The following is a 24,156-nucleotide window of genomic DNA, read 5'->3' as shown; positions in this document are numbered from 1 at the left end:
CCAGCCGCTCGATTTGCCGCAGCGCCTCCTCTTTCGTCCGCCAGGCTTCGTTGGCATCGACGCGCACCGGTTTCGTTGGCGCGACTTCGCGCAACGCCGCCAGATTCTCGTTGTCGGTCGCGCCGCCCACCTTGAGTTTGAGCACGGGGTATTGCGCGGCGTGCCGCACTTTCACCCGGATGGTTTCGGGACTGTCTATGCCGATGCTGATGGAGGTGACGTGCTTGTTTTCAGTAAAGCCGAGCGAAAGTAAATCGTAAACGGGTTTGCCGGCGCGCCGCGCCGCGCCGTCGAGCAGGGCGATGTTAAGGGCTGCTTTCGCCGCCATGTTTTTCGGGCCAATCGAATCGAGGTACTTCATGCTCCCGGGTACGTCCGCGAAAGAAATCCGATCAGGGTCAACGCGCGCCAGAAAGGCCAGCGCCGAGTCGGCGCTCTCGTCGTAGCGCGAGGCAGGCGCGGCCTCGCCGACTCCCAGTGTGCCGTCTGAATCCGCCAGCTCGGCGAAGATCACCCTGGCCAGATCGGCGCCACCCCCGCCGGAACGGACGCTGCGGGCGATTGTCCAACGGTGTGCCAGTTTCAAATCGAAGCGCCGGAAGTTGAGGTTCACGCGGGTAACGAAACCGCAAATGCGCTGAAGAGGCAACAGCTCGTTTTCGAGTGGAACAATCAAATGACCGCGCCATCGCGCAGTGGTGAACGACGTGAAAAGGAACGCGTTACGAAGACGCGCGCGTCGCCCCGGTGGAAAATTTTTGACACGGGACGACAAATGGTGTTTCTTGCGTCCGCAATGAACATGAAGATGAAGTTTCAAGCCGGGAGCGGCCTGCGCGCCCCGCGCATCCAGAGACTGATGCCGATTTGGCACGGTTGTCGCCGCCGGTCCGTCGGCAATGCGGGAGGAATATTCTAAAATAGAGGAACGAAGAATTTTCAAAAAACCCGCGATTGCCAGGCAGTCGCGGGTTTTTTGTTCGGCAAACGTCATGCAGTCACGGCTCAACATCGAAAGGCAAGATATGAACAAACACGAAAAACGGGTGCCCACGCGGTTTGCGCCTGAGACGCGGTTTGAGGTGCCGTCAGTGCCGTTTCGCGGAACGCATGAAACGGAACTCGAACGGCTCAAACAGCGACTGCTGCGGCGTCTCCTGGACGAGAACTCAGGTCCGGAGCTGAATGTGGCGTTAAGACGCGCGGCCAATGATGCGGCCTCATTGGCCTGGTTGACGCCGTACCCACTCCTTGTGTTCCCGGCACTGCTTCAGGAGAAAGTCGCGCGCGCACGGGTGCAAACCCGGCGGCAAGCGAGCATTCGTCGTCGCAGCCACAACCTGCTGGCGGAGGCGACATGAAAGTCAGACCTACGCACGCTGTCGTGCCAGGGGTAAAGCGGACTTGTCCGGCGCTGGAACCTCGTTGCGTCGGAGAGCGCGAAATGTGCATGTCGTTCGTCCGCATTCGCCTTTCATCGGCGACAAAGTGAAGCGAGCCGATCAGGCGGCCCATTTGGTTTGTGGTTGACCCGGTTCCACGCGAGTTTCTAGCCTTGCTCAATGGAACATCCTGTCTATCCGAACCCGTGGATGATTCTTCCCTTCGGGGTTCTGCTGGCGGGAATAGCATCGGGTCCGCTGCTGTTTGCAAGCTGGTGGCACAAACATTATCCGAAAGTTGCGTACGCCCTCGGCGCCGTCACGGTGGCGTACTACCTTTTTGGCCTGAGGGAATACTCGCGCGTCTGGAGCACCACACTTGAATACTTCAGCTTTATCGCGTTGATCGGCTCGCTGTTCGTCGTCTCCGGCGGCATCCACATCAACGTGAAGGGAGAAGCCACTCCCTGGGGAAACGTGGTTTTTCTTTTCGTCGGCGCGGTGATTGCGAATTTGCTCGGAACAACCGGCGCGTCCATGCTGCTCATCCGGCCGTGGCTGCGGATGAACAAATATCGCATCACGGCCCATCACGTTGTGTTCTTCATCTTCCTCGTTTCCAACATCGGCGGATGTCTGACGCCGGTCGGTGATCCCCCGCTTTTTCTCGGTTACCTGAAGGGAATTCCTTTCTGGTGGGTCGCCGAACACTGCTGGCCGATGTGGGCAACAGCAGTAGGTATCATGCTGGCGATGTTCTATGTGATCGATTCTTGCAATTTTCGGCGGGCCCCGGAGGAAATCCGTTCCCGGCTTGCCTCGCCACCCGACACGTGGCGGTTTGAGGGTTCGACGAACCTGTTCTTTCTCGCCGTGATCCTGGCCGCGGTGTTTCTGCGCGGTCCCCCCTACATGCGCGGGACGTTGATGATCGCCGCCGCACTCGGCTCCTATTTTACCACGCGAAAGACGATCCATGAAGCGAACCATTTTGACTTCCACCCCGTCCGGGAGGTGGCCGTCTTGTTCGTGGGTATTTTTGCGACCATGATGCCTGCGCTGGACTGGCTCCAGGCCAACGCCGTGAAGCTTGGCGAGCCGTCGCCGGCCACTTTTTACTGGGGCTGTGGGGCGCTCTCCAGCGTGCTGGATAATGCGCCGACCTATCTGAGCTTTCTTAGCGCCGGTTTCGGGCTCTTCATCGACCCGGATGTCGTCCAACAGGTGCAACATCTGCTGCAAACCCACCCGCTTGATCTTTCATCCGTCGCCGGCCCTCACGCGGAAGAGATCACACAGACCGTGAGGGCGCTCCAAAAGTATCATGTCACCGATGTGGCTGCGGGGAATGCCGGCATTGATGCCATCAAAGTGGCCTTTCTGCTGGGGAATCCCCGATTCAACAGTTACATCCTGGCGATCAGCATCGGCGCGGTTTTTTTTGGCGCGAATACCTACATCGGAAACGGTCCGAACTTCATGGTCAAATCCATCGCAGTTCAGCAGAAGGTCCGCACCCCGTCATTTCTCGGCTTTATTTTCAAGTTTACGCTCCCCTGCATGGTGCCGATGTTGTTGGTCGTCTGGTGGATCTTTTTTCGCCGCTAACCGCCCGGCCGCGATTTTTTCTTGGCAGCCTTGCGGACTTCTGTGACAGATACAGGCAGGTCGTGGTGAGGCAATGCGCTCCCTTTACAACATCTTATTTTCGGTTTTTTTCGCCCTTTCCGCGCCCTACTACTTTTTGAAAATGTGGCGGCGAGGCAACTGGCGGCAAGGTTTTCGCCAGCGCTTTGGACGCTACGACGCAAAGTTCAAGCAGGCATTAACGAACCGTCACGTCCTGTGGATGCACGCGGTAAGCGTTGGCGAGGTCAACGTCTGCACGCAACTGATCCGGGCGTTGGAGCCGCGCGTGCCCAATCTCAAAATCGTCGTTTCCACCACCACCTCGACCGGGATGGGCGAACTGCAACGGAAGCTGCCTTCCCACATCGGGAAAATCTACTACCCCATTGACCGTAAAAAATGCGTTTATCGCGCCTTGAGCACAATACATCCCGAGGCGGTCGTTCTCGTGGAGGCGGAGATCTGGCCGAATTTCATCTGGCGACTGCGTGACAAAAAAATCCCGTTATTCCTCACGAACGCCCGGTTGTCAGACCGTTCCTACCGCGGTTACAAACGCTTCGGCATTTTGTTCCGGCCATTGTTTGCGTCGTTCGCGGGCGTCGGGGCTCAAAACGACGCCGATGCCGCCCGATTGCGCGAACTGGGTTGCCGGCCCGAAGCGGTCCGGGTGGTTGGCAGTTTGAAATTCGATGCGGCCAGACTGGACGAGCTCCGGTTGTTGGACGTTCCCATCATGCTGCGCCAGCTCGGTGTCCCCGAAAGGGCGCGACTGCTGGTCGCCGGCAGCACGCACGCGGGAGAAGAAGCCACTCTGGCGGACCAGTTCCTCCGTCTGCGGCGGTGTTTTCCGGATCTGTTTTTGGTTCTTGTGCCGCGGCATTTCGAACGAGGCAAGGAGGTCGGCGAGCAGTTGCAGGCCCGCGGTGTGAAGTTTGTCTATCGCAGTGAAATAACCGCAGCGACCCAACTCAGGCCCGGTGACGTTGAGTGCCTGTTGGTCAATACCACTGGTGAGCTGCGCTTTTTTTACGAGCATGCCACGTTGATTTTTGTGGGCAAAAGTCTGTGTGGCACGGGCGGCCAGAATCCCATCGAACCGGCGGCTTTCGGCAAACCCGTGGTGTTTGGCCCGAACATGCAAAACTTCACGGCGATCGTTGAGTCCTTTCTGAAGGGGGACGGGGCGGTGCAAGTGCGCGACGAGGTGGAACTGGAGAAGGCGCTTGAAGATTTGATCGGAGATGAACACCGGCGCGTTACGCTGGGCAGGAACGCGTTGAAAGTGGTCCAAGAAAACCGCGGTGCGATTGAGCGCACCGTGGAGATGATCGTCAAACACCTGGAAGGCGGTGAGCTTTATGTCGCCCCGCCGTGGTGATCAGGTCAGGATCCTTCGCGCCTCGTCGAGGAAGATGCCTTTGAAATTCATCTCGAGGGTCTGCGGATTCGACGCCTTCGCCAGCGCCTCCTTTTCACTGATCTTTCGTTCTTTGACCAGATTGTAGAGCGCCTGGTTGAAATTCTGCATGCCGTCATCGAGGCCGGTTTCGATCGCGGCCTGCAGTTTTTCCAGCCGGTTTTCCTCCAGCAGCTTCTTCACCGTCGGTGTGTTGATCATGATCTCCAATGCGGGCGTGACCCCGCCGGTGATGGTGTTGACCATCCGCTGGCAGACCACGGCCTGGAGAGTGGCTGACAATTGCCGGCGGACCTGGTCGCGTTCGTCCGGTTTGAAGAAATCCAAAATGCGTCCGATCGCCTGCGACGCGTTTGTCGTATGAAGCGTCGAGAGGACCAGGTGCCCCGTGTCGGCGGCGCTCATTGCCGCTGAAAAACTGATCGAATCGCGCATTTCACCCACCATGATGATGTCAGGATCCTGGCGCAGGATGTGTTTGAGGCCCTGCTCGAAGGACCGGGTGTCCAGCCCGATTTCACGTTGTTCAATGACGGACTGGTTGTCTTCGAACACGAACTCGATAGGATCCTCGAGCGTGATGATGTGCTTTTTGAAACTCGCGTTGATATGCTCGACCATCGCCGCCAGTGTGGTTGACTTGCCGCAACCGGTAGGACCGGACACGAGAACAATGCCGCGCGGCGACTCGGCTATTTTCCTCAAGACGGGAAGCAATCCCAACTCCTCGAAGCCTGGAACTTTCGTTTTGACGTAACGCATCGCCAGGCAATACTCCCCGCGCTGCTGGAAAAGGTTCGTGCGGAATCTGCCGATCCCGGGAACGAAATAGGAGAAATCCACTTCATGATCGTCTTCGAGACGCTTTTTCAGATGCGGCGGCGCGATGCGTCCCACGACATCATTCATCCAATCCAATGTGGGCGTGGGAGCCTGGACGGCGACCAGCTGGCGGTTTATCCGAAAGATGACCGGAGAGCCGACTTTGAGGTGAATATCGGACGCCCCGCCCTCGATAGCGGTCTGCAGAATACGGTGAAAGAGTTCCATGTCGGCGGGAAAGCCAGCACGACTCAGGCCAGTTGAGAGTAGGCGAGCAGGTTCAATCGCTCTTGCGACTGGCGGGACAGGTTCATCAACAACATGGATACGGCGTATCCGACATGCCGGTTCCCCTCGCACGCCACGACGATGCCCGTGCAGTTGACCTTGCTGCTCTCGCGGGAGGACTCCAGAGAAACGGTCATCTCGGTCCACGGAGGAATCGGCGTCGGTGATCTAAACTCGATGCCGTTTTTTCGAATGCGAACCGCTGCCTGCGGCAGGTTGAGGGTGGTTCGGTCGCTTTTAATCGTGACAGGCTGGAAGACGCCGGAAGTGTCGAATTTACTTGTGCTCATGTGCTCGTCGTTAGGCTCGCTTAATGTATCACAACTGGCCCTGCCGTCAACGAAATGGCTCACCACTCGATGACGGCAGCACCCCAGGTCAAACCCGCGCCAAAGACCATCAACAGAATCAGGTCGCCGCGCTGAATGCGCCCGCTCTCCACCACTTCGTCCAGTGCAATCGCGACCGATGCGGCGGATGTGTTGCCGTATTTGTCGAGATTGACGAAGATCTGCTCGGGGCGTGCTCCCAGGCGCTCCCCCACGGCCTCGATAATGCGCTGGTTGGCCTGGTGGGGGATGACGCACTTTATACGCGACACATCAAGTTCGCATCGGCGGAGCGATTCCTGTGCTGCCGTGTACATCGCGTTTACCGCGTTCTTGAACGTTTCCCTCCCTTCCATCCGCAGAAAATGCAGCCGGGAGGAAACTGATTCTGTGGTTGCCGGACACCGGCAGCCGCCGCCGGGCATTGAAAGGAGATCGGCCTTGTTCCCGTCGGCCCCCATGCATGCCGTCAGCAGACCGTGCGCGTTCGGGCGGCTCTGCAGTACGGCGGCGCCGGAACCGTCTCCAAACAAAACGCAGGTATTACGATCCGTCCAATCCACGATGGAGGACAGTTTTTCCGCGCCGATGACCAGCACCGTGTCGTAGGTCCGGGACATGATGAACTGCTGGCCAATCTCGAGCGCGTAAATGAATCCGGAACAGGCGGCTTCGATGTCAAACGCGGCGGCGCGGTAGGCGCCGATTCGTTGCTGCACCAGGCACGCGGTCGCCGGAAACGGCATGTCGGGGGTGATTGTCGCGACGATAATCAGATCAATTTGCTCCGGGGAAATGCCGCCCTTCGACATCGCGCGCAATGCCGCTTTGGCCGCCATGTCGGACGTGTATTCATTTGCCGCGGCGATGCGCCGTTGTTTGATGCCTGTGCGCGTGGTGATCCATTCGTCGGATGTCTCCACCATTTTTTCGAGGTCGGCATTCGTCAGAATCCGTTCGGGCACGTAGGAGCCGACCGAGGTGATTGAGCAGGTCCTGCTGCGAAATCCGTGCTTTGCGCGGGGGTTTTTGACGACGGGGGGACTCATGCGGCGGCAGTCTGAACCGCGTTTTTGCTGGTGGCAAGCCGTTCCTTGGCCTTGGAAATCTCCTTCGTAATGACATCGTGAATGCCGTGCTGGACACTTTCCGCACCGACGCGAATCGCGTTGGTGATGGCCAGCGACCGCGCGGAACCATGGGCCTTGATGACCGTGCCGTTCAGCCCCAGCAGCGGCGCGCCCCCGTAATTGTCGGGATTCATGCGTTGTTTGATGGAACGCAACCCGCCGTATGCGAAAACAGCCCCGATTTTGCGTAGAAGGTTCCGGGTCAACTCTGTTTCCAACATCACGTGGATTGCCTTGCCCATGCTCTCACACGTTTTCAAAACGATGTTTCCGACGAAGCCGTCCGTGACCACAACGTCAACGTGGTCGTCGAACAGGTCGTGGCCCTCGACATAGCCAAGGAAATTCAGGTCCAGGTGCCGGCATAGTTCCAGTGCTTCGCGAGTGAGATCATTCCCTTTCATCTCCTCCTTGCCATTGCTCAGGATGCCGACTCGCGGATTGGGATTGCCGAGTATTTCCCGCGAATAGACACTGCCCATGATGGCGAACTGGGCGAGGTGCTGCGGCTTGCACTCCGCGTTCGCGCCGGCATCAAGCAAAAGAATGTATTTTCGCGGAGTTGGAATGATGGTTGCGATTGCCGGTCGTTCAACGTTTTCGAGCGGGCGCAGCTTGACAGTTGCGGCCGCCATCAAGCCGCCCGTATTGCCGCGTGAAATCATCGCGTCACCAAGTCCTTGCTTCATGAGTTCCATCGCACGGGCCATGGAACAGTCCTTTTTCCTGCGGAGGACATCAACGGGTTTGTCTTCCATCGTCAGCACTTCCGTTGTGTGAACGATTTTGATGCGGCCATCGCGAAGGCCAACCCGGGCCATTGCCGGCTGAATCTGGGTTTCGTCACCGACAAGGTAAAGTTCGGCGATGCTGTCGTAGGAGTGGAGCGCGGCTTTGACGCCCTCGATGACAACCTGGGATCCGCAGTCGCCACCCATGACATCCACCACGATTCGCATAAGGCAAACGAGCGCAGGAGGAAAACCCCGCGTCCGCGCTCCGAATCCCCGGCTCAGGCCAGGGCTTCGACAGTCACAACCTGCCGGCCTTTGTAGTAGCCGCAGGCGGGACAAACCCGGTGCGGGACATAAGGAGCCGCGCACTGGGGACACGTGCTCAACTGGGGCAGTTTCAGCACACTGTTGTAGGCACGGCGCATGCGTTGACGGCTGCGCGACGGTTTTCGCTTCGGTACGCCCATAAATTCGCTTTCTAAATCTTCAATTTATCCAGTTCGGCCCAGGCAGAGGGCAAAACCGCACCTGCGCCCGCGCCATTTGATTGCCTGGTTTCATTTTGCGGCGTCGGCGGCAGGCCGGGGCACTCTGGTTCGCACAACGGGTGGTGCGGAAACGCGAGCAGAATATCTTCGCGTACATAGGGCGTCAAGTCCACGCAATCGTTGTCAATGAATGCCTTGTCCTCTCCTTCCAACGGCAAAAGGCACGACCACGCGTCCAGTTCCAGACGGTGTTCAAACGCCTTCAAACAACGCGCGCATTCGCAGGCGAGGGAAACGCAAAGACGACCCTGCACCAATATGGCTCGCTCATGCCGCTCGGCGACCAGGTCATGTTGCAAAGGCGAAGCAAGCCGGATGAGTTCGTCAATCCCGTCCAGATCCAGTTCCTGCGCGGGCAAGTCACCGCGCAGGGTCACATTGTCGTGTTCCAGATGCCGGAGGTTGATCAGCAATGGCATATTCGATCCGCACCAGGAGTCAGCGGGTTTTCGCCAGTTTTTTTGTCAACGCGTCACGAACCTGCGGCGGCACAAAAGCACTGACGTCGCCGCCCAGCCGCGCGATTTCCTTCACGATCCGCGAGCTCAGAAAGGTATAGGTGTCTTTGGGCATCATGAAAATGGTTTCCACCCGCTCATTGAGCTTACGATTCATCAACGCGAGTTGAAATTCAAATTCAAAGTCCGATACCGCGCGCAGACCGCGGATGATTGCCTGTCCGGAGCGCCGTTCCACGTAGTCCACAAGCAGGCCGGCAAACGTGTCTGCTTCGACGTTTTTCAAGTGCCCGATGGACTGCGAGACCAGCTCGCGCCGCTCCTTCAAGGCGAAGAGTGGCCGCTTGTCTTCATTGATGGCGATGGCGACCACGACCCGGTCGAATAATTTGGAGGCTCGTTCGATCACGTCCAGATGGCCGTTGGTGAGCGGGTCAAAGCTCCCCGGATAAATCGCCGTTCGCATGGAGCTAATCTAACAGGTGGTGAAAGGATTCCCACCCAAAAACAAGACAGGCACCGATCAATTCCCGGTCGGCGCGATGATGTCGGTTGGCGGCGTGGCTCGGGCCGCAGTCAGGATGCTGGTGTCATACGCCTGCATCTCGGTGTCCATTTGCCGCCACTGGACTTCGTAGATATTCACCGCGTCGCGGAATCCCTTGACCTCCTGCGGCGGAAGCTGGATGCACGTTGAGGCCAGTTCCGGGTCAAGCCGCTGAATCTCTCGATAGGTCGTCTCGCTGATGATGATTCGGCCCCGCCCGGAAACACCCTCCAACCGGCTGGCCAGATTCACCTCACGTCCAAAGACCGTATAATTGAGAAAATGCGCCTCCGATCCCATCAAGCCGACGGTGACTGTGCCCGTATTGATTCCGGAACCGAGCGCGAGCAGGTTGAGCATCGACAAAGGCGGCTGCCCGGCAGCCACGCGCGTCGCGTTTTCATTCTGCCGGCGGCTGTTTTCCGCCGCGCGCCGGAGGTTGAGTTCGTAAATGGCCCGCTGTGAGTCAATGGCAGCACGCACGCAATCCAGGGCATGCCGGTCGTTTGCGATCGGAGCACCCCAAAAGGCCAGCACACAGTCACCAATATACTTATCGAGCGTCCCGCCGTGTTTTTTGATGGTGTCGGCGATTACGCTCAAATACAGGCTGACCGTGGCCAACAAGTCTCCCGCTTGTTTGTCCAGATAAGCCTCCGCGACTGCCGGTGGCAGTTTATGCTCGCGGATGTAGTTGTCGGCCTGGACCTGAATCTCGTCCGTTATTCGGGTGAATCCGCGGATATCCGCGAAATAGACCGTCACTTTCCGTCGTGCCCCGCCTAGCGACACATCCTCTGCCTGGAGCAGCTCGTTGACAACATCCGGCGAAACGATTTTGGAAAAAATGGACCTGATGCGGCGCTTTTCCTTCTGTTCGACGCGCACCCGGTACGTCACCAGGCAAACGTGAGTCATGAACCACGCGCCCGCGACCGGTAATACCGTGGGCAGCCAATAACGGTGATGATCGAACAGCAGAACGGCCACCCAGATATAAAACGCAATCACGAGAACAACGAGAAGCGACGACAGGATGGCGCGTGTTTTCCAGGTCAACACAGCCGATACGGTGCCCAACAGGGCAATCAGCAAAAACGAAAACGGATCGGAACAGGTCTGAATGAACCGCCCCGTGATAATCGAGTTGGCGACGTTCAGGTGTTTCATGACCAGTGGCGTTTTGTCCTCCAGGGGCGTCGCGCCCAGATCGGCGATGTTGCCGCCGGTTCCGGTCGAGCCGATAACCACCAGTTTCCCGCGGAAGCGCGCCACCGTGTTCGTATCGCCCAGTGGTTGCCAATGCCGCCAATAATCGGCGCGGATCAACGGAGCGATCCGTTCCGTCTCGATGCGCGCATCCGTGTGCTTGAGGCTCCAATTGATGTAAAAGAATCCCTGTTTGTCCGTCGGAATTCTCCGTTCCACTCCGCCGGGGCCACGCAGAATGATTTGATCTGGTTTGATGACCGCCGTGTTGAGATCAAGGCCCAGTTCACGGGCGGCGAGGACGATTCCAAGGTTCCAGATGCGCTCCGTCACATAGGGGAGCTGTGGCGTCGAGGTTTTCTCGCCGGTCAACTCGTCGAGGTGGAGCGAACCGTCCACGTTCAACGGAATCTCGAACGGAGGCTCACCGTCGGTCCGGGGAAATACCATGCGGGCGCGCTCAAGTCGGAAGCGCGTCAGGTCCAGGTTCAATGCGCGCTCCCGCCTGAGTATTTCTGGATGCCATGCACGATGTTCGCTGAACGCTTTGACCCGCCGCAGAACGCCGTCGGAATCCCTTTGCGTGAAGATATTTCCGAGGGCGGTCGCGTTGGTCCGAAACAGCTCCGCCGGGAACAGCCCGCCCTCCACTTCGGCCGCGAGCACCGCGTTGCCTGCTTGTTGGAGTTGCGACGCAAAAAAATGGTCCGACAGGACCTTTGTTCCGTCAGGGAGTTCGACGGTTGCCCTGGGATCCAGGAGACCGTAGAGAATATCGAAACCCACGGTTGTTGTGCCTTGTCTCGCGAGTTCCCGAACGACCATTCCATAATAATGGGTGGGCCAGGGAAATTTCTCGTGGTATCCGAAGGTTCCATCGTTCATCTCCTCCAGGTCCTGGTCGGTGATGAAGACACCCGCCAGCAGGTTGGTCGCGTAAGACGCGGTCCGGTTTGCCGCCAGCTTCACCCGCCAGTCATACGTGATCCATTCCAATCTCCGGAGCAGAGTGAATTCCGGAAAAAAACTGGGGAGTGCCTGGAGGATGCAGACGAGGGCGATGACCGCCGCGGCGATCAGGGCCGGCAGGTACCTGGCAAGACTTGGCTTGGAGCGAGGCTTCAACTCCAAAGGGCATTAACAAAAAACCCAAGGCAACACAAGGCTGCCTTGGGCGCAAAGTGCCGCGCTGTGATCGCGCTACTGCTTGATCGAGCTGTTGTCGCCGGCCGTCGGTGAAACGAAAATCCGGATTGGTTCTTCAACTTTCAATTCCGCCGTCGGTGCGCCGCGAAGATCGTTGATTTCGGCGACCAGCTTGGAAAGCTGATCGGGAGGAATCGGTTCGACCGTGCCGGACGAGGGGTGGAAACATTCACCGGCGTTGACGACCTGGGTGACCACCGTGCCGTCGGCTTTTACGTACACAACCACCATTGAACCCGTCACAACGCAAACATCGCTCGTCGCGTTAACGACATACTCCGTGCCGCGTATCCCCGCGACGCCGTTCGGCGTCTTGATTTCGTATTTGGAGGTCGCCGCCATTTTCTTGACAATGCCAAGGATGCGGCCGGACTTGAGATCGAGTTGCGTTTCGATGATCGTGTCAATGCCGGTGGCTTCGAAATTCAGTTTGTCGATGCCAAGCGTCGTGTTTTCCGTGAGGCGGACCACCGGGCCGTTTTGGTCCATGAACAGATCAACCTGGGACTCGTTGGCGGTGCGCACCGTGGATCCGGGTTTGAGCGCCTGTCCTACTTTCAAATCCAGCCAGTTCCCGCCCTCGGCGTATTGCGCATGACCGCGGATGGAACGAACGACGGCCTTACCGGCTTCAGCTGCTTGCGCAGAGGAAAAGGCGGACGCCCCCACCAGCGCAACGACCCAAGCTGTCACCATCGAAAAGCTTCCACGTTGTTTCATAAAGTTTGCTCCTGGTTATGTTTCTGTCGCGACTAGAATTGCCGCCAGTCTAGGGGCTTACAGCTGATTGTCAAACGGAATAATTGGGCTGCGCGCCATTGCAGCATATGGCCTTCACCGGCCCGGATTACACGACAATGATAGTTCTGCTGTTTCAACTGAGAAACTCGCGGGGATCGGTGATTTTACCGGTGAGCGCGCTGGCCGCCACGGTCATCGGCGAAGCCAGAAAGACCTGCGATTCCTTATGGCCCATGCGGCCAGGGAAATTCCGGTTCGTGGCGCTGATGCACTTCATCGGTGTGTTCATGCGGCCAAACGTGTCGGTTGGTCCTCCCAAACAGGCGGCGCAACTGGCGTTCTCGGTCATTTGCACGCCGGCATCCATCAGGATTTCCCAGACCGTCTTGGCGCCCCAACGGGACGATTGAAGGTCGCGCACGATTTCCGGAGTCGCCGGCACTCCAAAAGTGTCAATGATCACGTGTTTGCCCTGAACGACGCGTGCGAATTCCAGGAAGTCGCTCGTCTTGCCCCCGGTGCACGAGCCGATGTAGGCGCGGTCGAGTTTGATGCCGCTCATTTCCTTCGCCAGCCTGCGTTGACCCGGATCGGGATGACAGGCGACGACCGGCTCAAGCTTCGTGAGGTCCACAACGAGTTCATAGACGAATTGTTCGTCGGCGTCCCGTTCGACCGGCTCATAACTGCTGTCAGTTCCGTTGAGGCGGGTGCGATGGTTCACGAATTCCTCGGTCTTCGCGTCGAACTCGAAAATGGCGTTCTTCCCGCCCGCTTCGATCGCCATGTTCGCAATCGTCATGCGGTCGTCCATGGAAAGACCCGCGGCGCCGGGGCCGTCAAACTGCATCGCCCGATATGTCGCGCCGTCGAAACCGATTTCTCCGATGCAATGAAGAATGACGTCCTTGGCCATCACCCCCGCCTGCAGTTGTCCCTCTAGCCGGAAGTGCATCGTCTCGGGCACTTTGATGAGCAGCTTGCCAGTGCCCATCACGAAGCCTGCGTCGGTGTTGCCGATGCCCGTTGCAAATTCGTTGAACGCGCCCGCCATGCAGGTGTGCGAGTCGGTGCCGAAAAGTATTTCGCCCGGGCGCGTATGGCCTTTCTGCGGCAGCGCCGTGTGGCAAACACCCGCAAAATTCGACCCATACTGCCGTTTGAGCTGTCCCTTTGCCGCGTCAAACGCCCAGTGGCCATTCGGATCGTCAATCACGTCGTAGAAGTAGGTGATGTCCTGTTCCTTTACGAAATCCCGCAGAATATCCACGTTGCGGTTCGACTTCGAGTCGGCGGTGAAAATGTAGTGATCCGGAATGATGACGATCTTGTTCCGGTCCCAGACCTTCGCGTCCCTGCCGAACTCGCGCTTGAACACACCGATGGTGCCCGGCCCGCAGACGTCGTGCGTCATCAGGACATCTGCCTGCACCCAGACATTGTCGCCCGCCTGCGCCTGGCTTCTGCCTGCCGCGCGCGCCAGGATTTTCTCGGTCAAGGTCATAAACAGTCGCCAACCTTAACCACGCGTCGGTGCAACTGCAACAGGGGAAATAAACGAATGCCGTGTAACCTGGTCTCAAAACCGTCATTGCAACCCGGCCCGCTCTTGGATTTCATTGTCCTGCTGATTTATGGACCTGACACGCACGGCTTACGGAACCTGGAGCGGCGGACGCTACATGCACTTTGGCGAACCGCTGAGCGAGGAGCGCTTTCTCAAAGTCATCCAACACGCCCACCGGCAGGGCGTCCGCACCTTCATGACCGCGGACGTTTACGGCAACGGCGCCGCCGACGAAATGCTCGGACGCGCGCTCGCCGGTTTGCCGCGCGATTCCTATTGCCTCGTCGGCGCGGTCGGCCACGATTTCTATTCCGGCAAACGGGATGGCTCGAAAGGTTTTCCACGGTTCACCAACCCGCAACTCCGTCCACCAAATCAATTCGCCGATTACTTGCGCATGGCCACGGAGAAATCGATCGCCCGCTGTTGCGCGGACAAGTTCGATCTCCTGCTGCTGCACAACCCGGATTTTACCGGCTACACGAGCGACGCGGTCTGGAATGCGATGGACAAACTCCGCGACGCAAAGCTCACCGACCGCATCGGCGTCGCGCCCGGCCCGGCGAACGGCTTCACGCTCGACCTTCTGCTTTGTTTCGAGCGCTTCGGCCCGCTGCTCGATTGGGCGATGATCATTTTGAATCCGCTGGAACCGTGGCCCGGCAGTCTGGTGTTGCCCGCCGCGGTAAAGCACGATGTGAACCTCATCACGCGCGTGGTGGATTATGGCGGACTGTTCCACGACGACGTGAAGCCGGGGCACAAGTTCGGGCAATCGGATCATCGCGCGTTTCGTCCGGCGGGCTGGGTCGAAGCCGGCTCGATGAAGATGGAAAAGATGCGTGACGTTGCCGTGAAGCACAAAGTCACAATGCTGCAGCTCGCCTGTCTGTGGAACCTGTCGCAACCCGGCGTGAAAAGCGTCATCCCGACGTTGATTCAGGAAACCGGCGAGAAGACCAAGACCATCGAAACGAAAGTGGACGAGCTGGCGTCACTGCCGGAGATCAAACTGACCACCGACGAATGCGAAGCGATGGCGGAGATCGGCGACAACAAAGGCTGCATGGAATTGAAAGGCGCGAACCGCGCGCATACGGGCGAACCGCAACCCGACCGTTGGGGTCTCATGAACGATCACGAGTTGGTCGCGAAAAAATGGGGCATTGATCCGAACGCCGACCTAGCCTGCACGCACAAGATGGCGGCGTGAAGGTATGTAGCCTTCGAGGTCTGCCGGGCGTTGGCGTTTACAATGAAGGCGCAATCGGGAATACTGACGGCACAATATGATTACCGAGCTAAGAATCGAAAACTTCAAGAGCTTCGGCTCGGATATGTCCCCGCTTTTTCTGCGGCCGTTGAACTTCGTGGTTGGCGCTAATGCCTCAGGCAAGACCAACTTGCTCTCCGCCCTGCGCTTTCTGAAGATTGCCGTACTGCAAAATGTGGAAATGGCTGTAGGAGAATTCGAAGGTCCTGGCGAAGTCCGCAACAAGATTCAACGTGAGCGCAAGGAGACGAAGCCAGTCCGACTGCGCCTCAAGGTGGACGGCGCCAAACTCGGCAAGATCCGCTTCGGTAAAGGCCCGGCAAAGCACGCCAAATCCTTTAATTACCTCGTCGAACTCGCTGTCCGGTCCAACGACGAAGAGCCGCTGGTACTCCGTGAGGAATTGTCCGCTGAATTTATTGATGAAAGCAACCAGTCCCTCCGGTACAAAATGTCTCGCAGCCAAAACCAAGTGACTATTGAGGGCGCCGGCTTTGGTCATACTCCATCAGAACCGATTCCCATCGCCCCACAGGATGCCTCTAGGCTGGCTGCCGGGACGGGCTTTTTCAGTCCGCCGCTGGTCCTGTTCCGTAACTACATTGAAGGGTGGTCCTTCTTCAATATCAGCCCTTCTGTGGCCCGCCAGCCCTGCAAGGAAGTCCCGGAACTCGCGCTGGGTGAGGCAGGAGAATACCTAGCCGCCATCCTCCATAAACTAGAAAAGAAAAACGGCGAGGGCGGCTCTCTCGAACAAATCGTCTCCGGACTGAGAGGAGCCGTGCCGGGATTCAAAAGCGTACGTACTAAAGCACTCGAAGTGGAGGGGAAGTGGACGTTCCAAGTTGTCGAGGAGCGAATCCGGGGCGCCATTAACCCTCGCTCGGTCTCCGATGGCACCATCCGCCTGCTGGCCATGATGGTTATTGCCCACTGGTCTGCCCGCCGCTCCACATTGCTCGCCATCGAGGAACCTGAGAACGGCCTTCATCCTCACCTTTCAAAACACATCGTGGATCTCCTCCGGACGGCTTCGGAAACTCGGCAGGTATTGGTTACCACACACAATCCCGATTTCCTCGACGAACTGGAGCCGGAGGAGGTGATTCTTTGCGACAAGAAAGAGGGCTTCACGGTCGTTCGCCGCGCGTCGGAAGTAGATGAGATCAAGTCTTTCCGCAAACACTTCCGCCTCGGCGAACTTTGGGAACAAGGAACGTTGGGAGGCATTCCATGACTTTCGGCGTTGGCGTCGAAGGGCCTTCGGATTTTCAGTTTTGGCACAAGGTCCTCCACAAATATTTTCGTGGCTGCCGGTTCGACGTGCGCAACATGAAGAACCGCGATAAACTCATCCGCGAAACCCCCAAACTCCTCGAAACCTTCCGCGACTGTCATTATGCGGCGGGCTTCATCCTCGTGGATTTGGATGACGATCCCTGCCTTAGCAGCGTCTTGGATTTGTTCGATAGCGCCATTCGACAGGCGGCGAGACGTTCCGATAAGCGTGATCGGTTTCTTCATGTCTGCATGGCCATCAAGGAACTCGAGTCATGGTATCTCGCGGATGCGGACGCCATCAACGCCGTCATTCCAGGATGCGAATGGAACGCGCCCGCCGACACGGGCACGGTTGCCAAGGGCAAGGTGCAGGGACTGGTCAAAACTCACTTGGGCAGGAATGCGAGTTTCAACGAAATCGACTTTGCCAAGTCCATGGGGCCAAAATTTAACCCCGGACGCGCTCGTCCTCATTCCGCGTCTTTTCGTTACTTCTGGGAATTGTTGGAATCCAAAGCTCGACCGAACTCGGTGTGACAGGGAAGCAAAAACTCGAATCAACCTGTCGTGGGCTCCGGCCAAAAACGGCGTGAAAGACCAATACATCGCCGCGAAGGAACGTTGGGCGCAGAAGATGGCGGGCAAAGCCAAGCCGGCCGCGCGCTCGACGAACCGGCTGCCACCCGGTCAGCGGCAGGTGCACAATTTTCCCGTGCTCGACCTCGGCCTCCAGCCGGAAGTCCCCCTCGACAAGTGGGAGTTGAAAATCCACGGTCAGGTCGAGAATCCGGTCATGCTGAACTGGCAGCAGTTTCTCGCGCTGCCGCAATTCAAAGACGTGAGTGACTTTCATTGCGTCACCACCTGGAGCCAGTTCGACATGGAGTTTGAAGGCGTCGCGTTCTTCACTCTTGCCGACCTCGTCAAGCCGAAGCCCGAAGCCACGCACGTTTTCTTCAAGAGCTACGACGGTTACTCGACGAACAATCCTCTCGACGTCTGCATGGATGACGACGTGCTCATCGCGCACAAGTGGGGCGGCAAGCCGATTCCGAAGGAGCACGGCGGCCCGGCGCGCGTCATAATTCCGAAGCGTTACGCCTGGAAAGGGGCGAAGTTTATCCGCGAAATCGTTTTTCTCGATCGCGACATCCTTGGCTTCTGGGAAGTACGCGGTTATTCAAACACCGCTGATCCGTGGACCGAAGACCGGTTCTCATGACCGATCCGAGCCGGACAATCTTTTCCGCAGGCGGACGCTGAAAATCGAGCTTAGCGCCGCCGAACGGCCCGGGTCATTCCGAGAGCCATCGCTGAACGCAGTAATAGAAAAGGCCCAGGACCATTGCGGCCAGGCCGGTGATGGCAACCCCGGCGGAGGCGATGATCACCCCGCCCAGCGCGAAAACGAATCCGAAGAAGGTGATCCCGAACATGATGAAGTCCCAGGGACCGCGTTCCGATTCTTGAATGTTCTTGTTCATGTCAGGTCACGTGTTTTCAAATGCAGCTGGATTCTATCCAGGGAGTCGATTCCAAGGCAACATTCATTCGTCGTGGCGCGTGCGCCGTTCGCGCGATGCAGTCGTGCAAACGCATAATCGTCAGGCCAGGCCAAGGTTTTTGAGGATCGCCGTCGTGGACCGGGCCCTGTTCAGCGTGTAAAAATGAATGCCGGGCGAGCCTTCGCGCAGCAGTTCCTGGCACTGGCGCGTGGCGTAATCGACGCCGAATTGTGTCGCGGCCTCGTCGTCGCTTGCGCGCTTTTCGAGTTCGGCCACCAGCGGAGCGGGCAGTTTTGCGCCGCAGAGCGCAGTGAATTTTTTGATCTGCGCCGTGTTGAGAATGGGGATGATACCCGGCACCAGCGGGACCGTGACGCCGTGCTTCGCCAGATAATCGCGGAACTCGAAGTAATCGCGGTTGTTGAAGAAAAGCTGGCTGATCACAAAATCCGCGCCGTGATCGATCTTATTTTTCAATCGCTGCCAGTCCACGAGTTTGCCTTCCTTGCAGGCGATGTGGCCTTCGGGAAAGCCGGCGACACCGACCGAGAAGCCGCCGATCTCGCGAATGAACCGGACAAGCTGGTACGAAAACTCAAAGCCGCCCTCGGTCTTCTTGAATTCGCCCGTGCCGCCGGGCGGGTCGCCGCGCAGCGCCAGAATGTTTTTGATGCCGCGGGACCGCGCTTCGCTCAGATAGCCGCGGATTTCTTCCTGCGTGGCGTTGACGCAGGTCAGGTGCGCCATGGCGGCAAGGCCGTGCTGGCGTTGGATGCGGTCCACGATCGTCAGCGTCTTGTCGCGCGTGCTGCCGCCCGCGCCATAAGTGACGGAGCAAAAGTCCGGCTTGAGTTGCATCAACGCGGGAATGGTCTTTTCGAGCAGGGTTTTCTCGCCCTCGTCGGTTTTGGTCGGAAAAAACTCGAACGAGAGGACCGGGCGTCTGGCCGCGCGGGCCGCCGCGTAAATATCACGAATGAAATGCACGGCGGGATGATGACCGGAATCGTTTTCAATTCAACCCGGCATTAGCCGAAAGTAAACACGCGTCGCGGGGGTGTTCGCGTTTGACTTGCCTTCAAGCGGAGCGCAAGCTCGAATCTCGGTGAACAGACTTCGCACAATATCCTGGATGACCAAACCAGTATATTAGGAGATCCATGACGGCCAAATGCCCCTGTTCAGGATGCGGAACGAATCTGGAATTCGATATCGAAAACGAAGGAGAGTCAATCGTCTGTCCTGTTTGTGCTCACTCAACTCGACTTTATCGGGATAACCCGGCAATAACGAGAATTCCACCTCTCAACCGAGAATCCGGACGAGTTAGAACGAGCGGAGAATGGTTCAAATGGGGATTTGTTGTGGTCGCATTCGTCATTACTGGAGCCGTGGCCAGCTATTACCATGACCTCGACGAAACAGCATCATTCTTGGTAAAAGCATCGCTGTCCCTAGGCCTGTACTTTTTCCCGGCATTTGTCGGCAGAAACAAAAGAAATGCAAAGGCAATCCTGGTGTTGAATCTATTCCTTGGCTGGACCTTGATTGGATGGGTTATTGCCTTGGTATGGGCTTGTGTCAAAGACCCTGGCGAAAAATGACATCAACAATTAGTAAAGCCAGCAGCCTCATTGAGGTTTAGCGGTGGAACCGCTGGTCATTTTCGCATTTTCATCCGACACAATTTGTTTCATTTTGCCGCCAGCGCATTCGTATGGCCGAAAAGACCAAGCACAATTACGACGAGAGCAAGGTCAAGACGCTGAGTTCGCTCGAGCATATCCGGCTGCGCACCGGCATGTACATCGGCAGGCTCGGCGACGGGTCGCACTACGACGACGGCTGCTATATCCTGCTCAAGGAGGTCATTGATAACGCCATTGACGAATTCATCATGGGTTTCGGCAAGGAGGTGCACGTCGGCATCGACGGCACCACGGTGACGGTGCGCGATTTCGGGCGCGGCATTCCGCTCGGCAAAGTCGTGGACTGCGTTTCCAAAATCAACACCGGCGCGAAGTACAACGACGACGTTTTTCAATTCAGCGTCGGGTTGAACGGCGTGGGCACGAAGGCGGTGAACGCGTTGTCGAAGGAATTTTTTGTGCGCAGCCATCGCGAGGGCGAATTTGTCGAGGCATGGTTCAAGCAGGGAAAGCTGAAGAACGAGAAGAAGGGCAGGGCGAACAAGGAGCCCGACGGCACGGTGATTCGTTTTAATCCCGATCCGGAGATATTCAAAAAGATCGAGTTCCGTCCGGAGTTTGTGGAAAGGCGGTTGCGCCACTACGGCTACCTCAACACGGGATTGAAGCTGATTTACAACGACAAGACGTTTCAATCGCGCAACGGCCTGCTCGACCTGGTGATGGAGAACCTGGAGTCCGACAACAGCGAGCCGATTTATGCGCCGCTGCATTACGCCAGCAAGACGCTGGAGTTCTGCTTCACGCACACCAACAGCCGATACGGTGAAACGTTCTTTTCGTTCGTCAACGGCCAGTACACCGCCGACGGTGGCACCCACTTGAGCGCGTTCCGCGAGGGGCTGCTCAAAGCGGTGAACGAGCATTCCAAGGGCGGTTACGAGGGCGATGACGTGCGCGAATGCATGGTCGGCGCGGTGTCCATCCGTCTCAAGGATCCGGTCTTCGAATCGCAGACGAAAAACAAACTCGGCAACACGGAGATTCGTTCCGACCTCGTCAACAAGGTGCGCGAGGAACTGCTCCATTTTTTCAACCGCAACAAGGAGATTGCGGAGAAGATCCTCGCCAAGGTCGAGGACACGAAACAGCTCCGGAAAGAGCTGCAGGAGGTGAAGAAGCTCGCGCGCGAACGGGCCAAGGCCATCACCATCCGCATTCCGCAGCTCAAGGACTGCAAGGTCCATTTCGACAAGTCGAAGGACAAGGGCAAAGGCTCGATGGTGTTCATCACCGAAGGGCAGTCGGCGGCCGGTTCCATCGTCAGTTGTCGCGACGTGAATACACAGGCCATTTTTGTGCTCAAGGGCAAGCCGTTGAACGTCTGGGACCTCAAGCGCGACATCGTCTATAAAAACGACGAGATGTACAATCTGATGCGCGGCCTGGACATCGAGGACAGCATCGAGGGCCTGCGTTACGAGAAGGTGATCCTGGCGACCGACGCCGACGTGGACGGGCTGCACATCCGCAATCTGATGATCACATATTTCTTCCGGTTCTTCGAGCAGGTGGTGCATGACGGGCACCTGTTCGTGCTCGAGACACCGCTGTTCCGCGTGCGCAACAAAGAGAAAACGGTTTACTGTTACAGCGAAGCGGAGCGCGACGGAGCGGCGCAGCAAATGGGCAAGAGCGCGGAGATCACGCGGTTCAAGGGCCTGGGCGAAATCTCGCCGGGTGAGTTCAAACAGTTCATAGGACCGGCAATGCGGCTGAGCCAGGTGGAGTACGCGCCCAAGCCTGATTCGCAGCAGATACTCGGTTTTTACATGGGCAAGAACACACCCGAGCGGAAGGACTACATCATGGCCAATCTGGTCGTGCCGGTGGAGGAGTGAGGAGCGCGAAGCGCTACGCTCGCGAGATCACGGCGCAACCAATCGATAACTGACAAAAGCCAGCTTGCGACTGTCGGGCGACCAGGAGGACACGTTGATGGTTCCCTGTCCGCCAAAGAGTTTGGCCAGCACTTGTATCTCGCCGCCACCCGCAGGCATGAGCCGGAGCATCACGTCCTTGTTCTCGGGATGGCCCTTCACGTCGCTTTCGTAGGTTAAAAAGGCGATCCATTTTCCGTCAGGCGATGGGTGGGGAAACCAGTTGTTGCCGTCGTCGGACGTGATCTGTCGTTGATCGCTGCCGTCAGCCTTCATTCGCCAGATCTGCATACGGCCCGTACGCTCCGAATTGAAGTAGATGTATTGTCCGTCAGGCGAATAATCGGGACCGTCGTCCAAACCCGTCGCAGTGGTCAGCCGCTTTTCCTCACCGCCGGCTGCCGGAATTGTGTAGATGTCGAACTCGCCGTTGCGTTCACCGCAGAAGGCCAGCGTCTTGCCGTCGGGCGACCAGCCATGCCAGTAGGACGGGCCGAGTTTGGTGATGCGGCGCGGTGTGCCCCCTCCGGCCGGCAGCACGTAGATGAGGGATTTCCGCTCCTGCGACTGGTCGCTGATGGCGAGTTGCGTGCCGTCGGGCGATAGACCGTGATCGTTGTTGCACCGTGTGGCGAAACCGGTGTCGAGCAATTGCGGTTCGCCACCATCGACAGGTAATTTGCAGATGTGCCCCGCCCGGTTGAACAGAAGGAAATTTCCGTCGCGCGACCAGTTGGGTGCCTCGATGTGGTCACGTGTGTGAAAAACAACCCGTCGATCCTTCGACGCGATGGCAATCGTTTCCAGCGTGCTTTCGAGAACGGGCTTGTCGGCAGAGTTCGATTTTCCGGAGGTGATTTCGACATTCGAGAAACTGGCCTTCTCCAGCGCGTTGTTATCGTGAGCGCAAACACCGAGTCCGACATAGAATGGCTCGCTGAACCTGATTTTGAACGAACCTCCGGCCGGGTGAAGTGTTTCTCCCTCGCCGGCCACCGACATGGAAACGTAATTGCCCTCTTTTTCGATCCGTATCCGGTGTGGCGCAGAAACGTTCGACTGGATTTCGCGTGTTGGGCCGCCCGGCGTCTCGCGGTATTGGAGTGAAGTGAGGCCGACGCCATGCACCACGGCATCGGCGTACGGCGAGTCCGGGTCCAGGCTCTGGCGTATCAGCAGACAGGCCTTGCGATGAGCATTGCCGCCGGTCCCGATCCAGCCGATGTCTGCGGCCAGCGAAACGTCGCCGGACATTTTCTTCCAAACGAAGTGGAGCGCGTCATTGGTGAACCACATGTTTTCGCCACCGCCGGCGATGAGGTAGGTTTGCCGGGTCGGATCGTAATCAACCGAGCCGGGTTTACCAACGCTGCCGATGTCGCGGTGATCTTCAAACTGGCCAGCCGGCGCGGCGGAAACGCGGGTTGTTCCAGCGGCGAACAACACACCCAGGCCGAGCGAGAACGGGAAAAAATGTACGATTCGTTTCATGCGGAACAAGGTGTCGCCGACGTCGTGCCGGCCGCGTTGTCGTTGTGCGATGAACCAGTCGAAGTTCAGAATTTCACCTGCTCGAGGAAGCGGAGGCTCCGGGGGATTTGTTCAACTGAAGTCGGTGATTCGTCTTCGATGAAGTACCATTTTACCCCGGCCTTCTTTGCCGCCTTCAAAATGGCGGGCCAGTCCAGGATTCCGGTGCCGAGTGCGACGTCGTTGGTCACGTCCGTATGGCCGGTCAACAGCCCGGTGGGCGTTCCCTTTCTCATGTCCTTGACGTGCATCAGTTCGAAGCGGCTGCCGTATTTCGCGAGCAGTTTGACCGGATCCTGGCCCGGATGAACGATCCAGAACACATCCATCTGGTAGTGGACGTACTTTGGTTTAGTCTCGGCCATCAGCAGGTCGAACAGCGTGCCGTTCCCGTGCGGCTGAAACTCGTAACCATGCGTGTGGTAGAAGAATTTCAAACCGTGTTTTGCCAGCGTTTCGCCCGCGCGGTTGAAAACGGCGGCAGCCTCCCGGCAGGTTTTTTCATCGAACGGATCGTTGTGTGGAATCCACGCGCAGCCGGCGTACTGGAGGCCGAGTGCTTTTGCGTCGCGCGCGACGCCCTCGGCGTCGTCGCGGTAGCGCTCGAAGGGGAAATGGCCGCTGATCGCCTTCAGTCCCCGCGCGTCGAGCTGTTCCATGAATTTCTCCGGGGTGAGGTCGTAAGTGCCGGCCAGTTCGACGTATTTGATGCCAAACTTGTGGACCTGATCGAGCGTTGTGGAAACATTTTTCGCGAACTGATCGCGCAAGCTGTACAGTTGAAGCCCGATAGGCCCTTTGAAATCCGGCCCGATACCAGCCGAATGTCTGTCAGCCGCGAACGTAGGATTGGCCAGCCGCGCCAGAGCAAGGAATCCAAGCAAATAAGGTAGGGAGCTTTTCATGGGTGTCATTTAACACGGCGCGCCGGCCGATGGGAAGCCTGCAAACCGCGCCCTTTGGCCCGG

24 protein-coding genes are annotated in these 24,156 nt (G+C 57.8%); 9 read left to right on the top strand and 15 right to left on the bottom strand.

All coding sequences use genetic code 11. The annotated features are described in order from the left end of the window. Positions 1-613 (bottom strand): dipeptide epimerase (locus VN887_08510; protein HXT40051.1); only part of this gene is annotated, 613 nt, incomplete at its 3' end. 412 nt (positions 614-1,025) lie between these two features. Between VN887_08510 and VN887_08505 the strand changes: the two genes are divergently transcribed. The 3 genes from VN887_08505 (at position 1,026) to VN887_08495 (ending at position 4,392) form a co-directional block, all read left to right on the top strand. Beyond that, on the top strand, positions 1,026-1,361 hold the full coding sequence (locus tag VN887_08505; GenBank protein ID HXT40050.1) for a hypothetical protein: 336 nt from the start codon (positions 1,026-1,028) through the stop codon (positions 1,359-1,361). 201 nt (positions 1,362-1,562) lie between these two features. After that, the gene (locus VN887_08500) at positions 1,563-2,990 is read left to right on the top strand and encodes a sodium:proton antiporter (GenBank protein ID HXT40049.1); all 1,428 of its coding nucleotides are present in this window, start codon (positions 1,563-1,565) and stop codon (positions 2,988-2,990) included. Between the two features lie 73 nt (positions 2,991-3,063). Next, positions 3,064-4,392 carry a 3-deoxy-D-manno-octulosonic acid transferase gene (locus VN887_08495; protein HXT40048.1) on the top strand — a complete coding sequence of 443 codons (1,329 nt, stop codon included), beginning with the start codon at positions 3,064-3,066 and terminating at the stop codon, positions 4,390-4,392. Here the strand turns inward: VN887_08495 and VN887_08490 are convergent, their stop codons facing one another. From VN887_08490 to VN887_08445, 10 genes are all read right to left on the bottom strand, one after another. Next, positions 4,393-5,481, bottom strand: coding sequence for a PilT/PilU family type 4a pilus ATPase (locus tag VN887_08490; protein ID HXT40047.1), 1,089 nt, complete (start codon positions 5,479-5,481; stop codon positions 4,393-4,395). 23 nt (positions 5,482-5,504) lie between these two features. Then, positions 5,505-5,831, bottom strand: a complete 327-nt coding sequence (locus tag VN887_08485) for a hypothetical protein (protein ID HXT40046.1) — start codon at positions 5,829-5,831, stop codon at positions 5,505-5,507. A gap of 59 nt (positions 5,832-5,890) precedes the next feature. After that, positions 5,891-6,919: a beta-ketoacyl-ACP synthase III gene (locus tag VN887_08480; GenBank protein HXT40045.1), complete on the bottom strand. Its 1,029-nt coding sequence runs from the start codon at positions 6,917-6,919 to the stop codon at positions 5,891-5,893. Next, positions 6,916-7,959 carry a phosphate acyltransferase PlsX gene (gene plsX, locus VN887_08475; protein HXT40044.1) on the bottom strand — a complete coding sequence of 348 codons (1,044 nt, stop codon included), beginning with the start codon at positions 7,957-7,959 and terminating at the stop codon, positions 6,916-6,918. Before plsX ends, VN887_08480 begins: the two co-directional genes overlap by 4 nt. A 53-nt stretch (positions 7,960-8,012) precedes the next feature. Then, the gene (rpmF, locus tag VN887_08470) at positions 8,013-8,201 is read right to left on the bottom strand and encodes a 50S ribosomal protein L32 (protein HXT40043.1); all 189 of its coding nucleotides are present in this window, start codon (positions 8,199-8,201) and stop codon (positions 8,013-8,015) included. An 11-nt stretch (positions 8,202-8,212) separates the two neighbouring features. After that, entirely contained in the window at positions 8,213-8,701 is a 489-nt protein-coding gene (locus VN887_08465) for a YceD family protein (GenBank protein HXT40042.1), read from the bottom strand. Positions 8,702-8,720: 19 nt separating this feature from the next. Beyond that, positions 8,721-9,206, bottom strand: coding sequence for a pantetheine-phosphate adenylyltransferase (gene coaD, locus VN887_08460; protein HXT40041.1), 486 nt, complete (start codon positions 9,204-9,206; stop codon positions 8,721-8,723). A gap of 57 nt (positions 9,207-9,263) precedes the next feature. Next, positions 9,264-11,621 (bottom strand): adenylate/guanylate cyclase domain-containing protein, encoded by a 2,358-nt coding sequence (locus VN887_08455; GenBank protein HXT40040.1) that lies wholly within the window; start codon positions 11,619-11,621, stop codon positions 9,264-9,266. Positions 11,622-11,696: 75 nt separating this feature from the next. Then, positions 11,697-12,422 (bottom strand): FecR family protein, encoded by a 726-nt coding sequence (locus VN887_08450; protein HXT40039.1) that lies wholly within the window; start codon positions 12,420-12,422, stop codon positions 11,697-11,699. Between the two features lie 154 nt (positions 12,423-12,576). After that, positions 12,577-13,947 carry an aconitase family protein gene (locus tag VN887_08445; protein HXT40038.1) on the bottom strand — a complete coding sequence of 457 codons (1,371 nt, stop codon included), beginning with the start codon at positions 13,945-13,947 and terminating at the stop codon, positions 12,577-12,579. Between the two features lie 130 nt (positions 13,948-14,077). Between VN887_08445 and VN887_08440 the strand changes: the two genes are divergently transcribed. From VN887_08440 to VN887_08425, 4 genes are all read left to right on the top strand, one after another. Further along, a complete protein-coding gene (locus VN887_08440) occupies positions 14,078-15,223 on the top strand; it encodes an aldo/keto reductase (GenBank protein ID HXT40037.1) in 1,146 nt (381 codons plus the stop codon). 76 nt (positions 15,224-15,299) lie between these two features. Then, a complete protein-coding gene (locus VN887_08435; protein HXT40036.1) occupies positions 15,300-16,520 on the top strand; it encodes an AAA family ATPase in 1,221 nt (406 codons plus the stop codon). Beyond that, the gene (locus VN887_08430; GenBank protein ID HXT40035.1) at positions 16,517-17,101 is read left to right on the top strand and encodes a DUF4276 family protein; all 585 of its coding nucleotides are present in this window, start codon (positions 16,517-16,519) and stop codon (positions 17,099-17,101) included. The genes VN887_08435 and VN887_08430 overlap by 4 nt, the downstream gene beginning before the upstream one ends. Before the next feature lie 52 nt (positions 17,102-17,153). Then, positions 17,154-17,786 carry a sulfite oxidase-like oxidoreductase gene (locus tag VN887_08425; protein HXT40034.1) on the top strand — a complete coding sequence of 211 codons (633 nt, stop codon included), beginning with the start codon at positions 17,154-17,156 and terminating at the stop codon, positions 17,784-17,786. Positions 17,787-17,859: 73 nt separating this feature from the next. Here the strand turns inward: VN887_08425 and VN887_08420 are convergent, their stop codons facing one another. Together VN887_08420 and metF are read right to left on the bottom strand one after the other, a co-directional pair. Continuing rightward, positions 17,860-18,048: a hypothetical protein gene (locus VN887_08420; protein ID HXT40033.1), complete on the bottom strand. Its 189-nt coding sequence runs from the start codon at positions 18,046-18,048 to the stop codon at positions 17,860-17,862. Positions 18,049-18,168: 120 nt separating this feature from the next. Next, on the bottom strand, positions 18,169-19,056 hold the full coding sequence (metF, locus tag VN887_08415) for a methylenetetrahydrofolate reductase [NAD(P)H] (protein ID HXT40032.1): 888 nt from the start codon (positions 19,054-19,056) through the stop codon (positions 18,169-18,171). A gap of 377 nt (positions 19,057-19,433) precedes the next feature. Here metF and VN887_08410 point away from each other — a divergent pair, with 377 nt between their 5' ends. Together VN887_08410 and VN887_08405 are read left to right on the top strand one after the other, a co-directional pair. Continuing rightward, entirely contained in the window at positions 19,434-19,673 is a 240-nt protein-coding gene (locus tag VN887_08410; protein HXT40031.1) for a superinfection immunity protein, read from the top strand. Positions 19,674-19,786: 113 nt separating this feature from the next. Beyond that, positions 19,787-21,619, top strand: coding sequence for a toprim domain-containing protein (locus VN887_08405; GenBank protein HXT40030.1), 1,833 nt, complete (start codon positions 19,787-19,789; stop codon positions 21,617-21,619). Positions 21,620-21,646: 27 nt separating this feature from the next. Here VN887_08405 and VN887_08400 read toward each other — a convergent pair whose 3' ends face one another. Together VN887_08400 and VN887_08395 are read right to left on the bottom strand one after the other, a co-directional pair. Next, positions 21,647-23,149: a TolB family protein gene (locus tag VN887_08400; protein HXT40029.1), complete on the bottom strand. Its 1,503-nt coding sequence runs from the start codon at positions 23,147-23,149 to the stop codon at positions 21,647-21,649. A 65-nt stretch (positions 23,150-23,214) separates the two neighbouring features. Further along, entirely contained in the window at positions 23,215-24,093 is an 879-nt protein-coding gene (locus tag VN887_08395) for a sugar phosphate isomerase/epimerase (protein HXT40028.1), read from the bottom strand. Between the last annotated feature and the right edge of the window lie 63 nt (positions 24,094-24,156).

The sequence above is a fragment of the Candidatus Angelobacter sp. genome (assembly GCA_035607015.1).
Lineage (GTDB): Bacteria > Verrucomicrobiota > Verrucomicrobiia > Limisphaerales > AV2 > AV2.
Note: the sequence above shows the minus strand (reverse complement) of the source record. Positions and strands in the feature narration are given on the sequence as shown.

Bases quoted from the DNA above. Each gene is read 5' to 3' on its own strand.
- VN887_08405 (HXT40030.1), top strand. From the start codon at position 19,787: ATGGCCGAAAAGACCAAGCACAATTACGACGAGAGCAAGGTCAAGACG.
- VN887_08505 (HXT40050.1), top strand. From the start codon at position 1,026: ATGAACAAACACGAAAAACGGGTGCCCACGCGGTTTGCGCCTGAGACG.
- VN887_08400 (HXT40029.1), bottom strand. From the start codon at position 23,149: ATGAAACGAATCGTACATTTTTTCCCGTTCTCGCTCGGCCTGGGTGTG.
- VN887_08485 (HXT40046.1), bottom strand. From the start codon at position 5,831: ATGAGCACAAGTAAATTCGACACTTCCGGCGTCTTCCAGCCTGTCACG.
- VN887_08435 (HXT40036.1), top strand. From the start codon at position 15,300: ATGATTACCGAGCTAAGAATCGAAAACTTCAAGAGCTTCGGCTCGGAT.
- VN887_08420 (HXT40033.1), bottom strand. From the start codon at position 18,048: ATGAACAAGAACATTCAAGAATCGGAACGCGGTCCCTGGGACTTCATC.
- plsX (HXT40044.1), bottom strand. From the start codon at position 7,959: ATGCGAATCGTGGTGGATGTCATGGGTGGCGACTGCGGATCCCAGGTT.
- VN887_08440 (HXT40037.1), top strand. From the start codon at position 14,078: ATGGACCTGACACGCACGGCTTACGGAACCTGGAGCGGCGGACGCTAC.
- VN887_08445 (HXT40038.1), bottom strand. From the start codon at position 13,947: ATGACCTTGACCGAGAAAATCCTGGCGCGCGCGGCAGGCAGAAGCCAG.
- VN887_08395 (HXT40028.1), bottom strand. From the start codon at position 24,093: ATGAAAAGCTCCCTACCTTATTTGCTTGGATTCCTTGCTCTGGCGCGG.
- VN887_08490 (HXT40047.1), bottom strand. From the start codon at position 5,481: ATGGAACTCTTTCACCGTATTCTGCAGACCGCTATCGAGGGCGGGGCG.
- VN887_08430 (HXT40035.1), top strand. From the start codon at position 16,517: ATGACTTTCGGCGTTGGCGTCGAAGGGCCTTCGGATTTTCAGTTTTGG.
- rpmF (HXT40043.1), bottom strand. From the start codon at position 8,201: ATGGGCGTACCGAAGCGAAAACCGTCGCGCAGCCGTCAACGCATGCGC.
- coaD (HXT40041.1), bottom strand. From the start codon at position 9,206: ATGCGAACGGCGATTTATCCGGGGAGCTTTGACCCGCTCACCAACGGC.
- VN887_08465 (HXT40042.1), bottom strand. From the start codon at position 8,701: ATGCCATTGCTGATCAACCTCCGGCATCTGGAACACGACAATGTGACC.
- VN887_08500 (HXT40049.1), top strand. From the start codon at position 1,563: ATGGAACATCCTGTCTATCCGAACCCGTGGATGATTCTTCCCTTCGGG.
- VN887_08480 (HXT40045.1), bottom strand. From the start codon at position 6,919: ATGAGTCCCCCCGTCGTCAAAAACCCCCGCGCAAAGCACGGATTTCGC.
- VN887_08450 (HXT40039.1), bottom strand. From the start codon at position 12,422: ATGAAACAACGTGGAAGCTTTTCGATGGTGACAGCTTGGGTCGTTGCG.
- VN887_08495 (HXT40048.1), top strand. From the start codon at position 3,064: ATGCGCTCCCTTTACAACATCTTATTTTCGGTTTTTTTCGCCCTTTCC.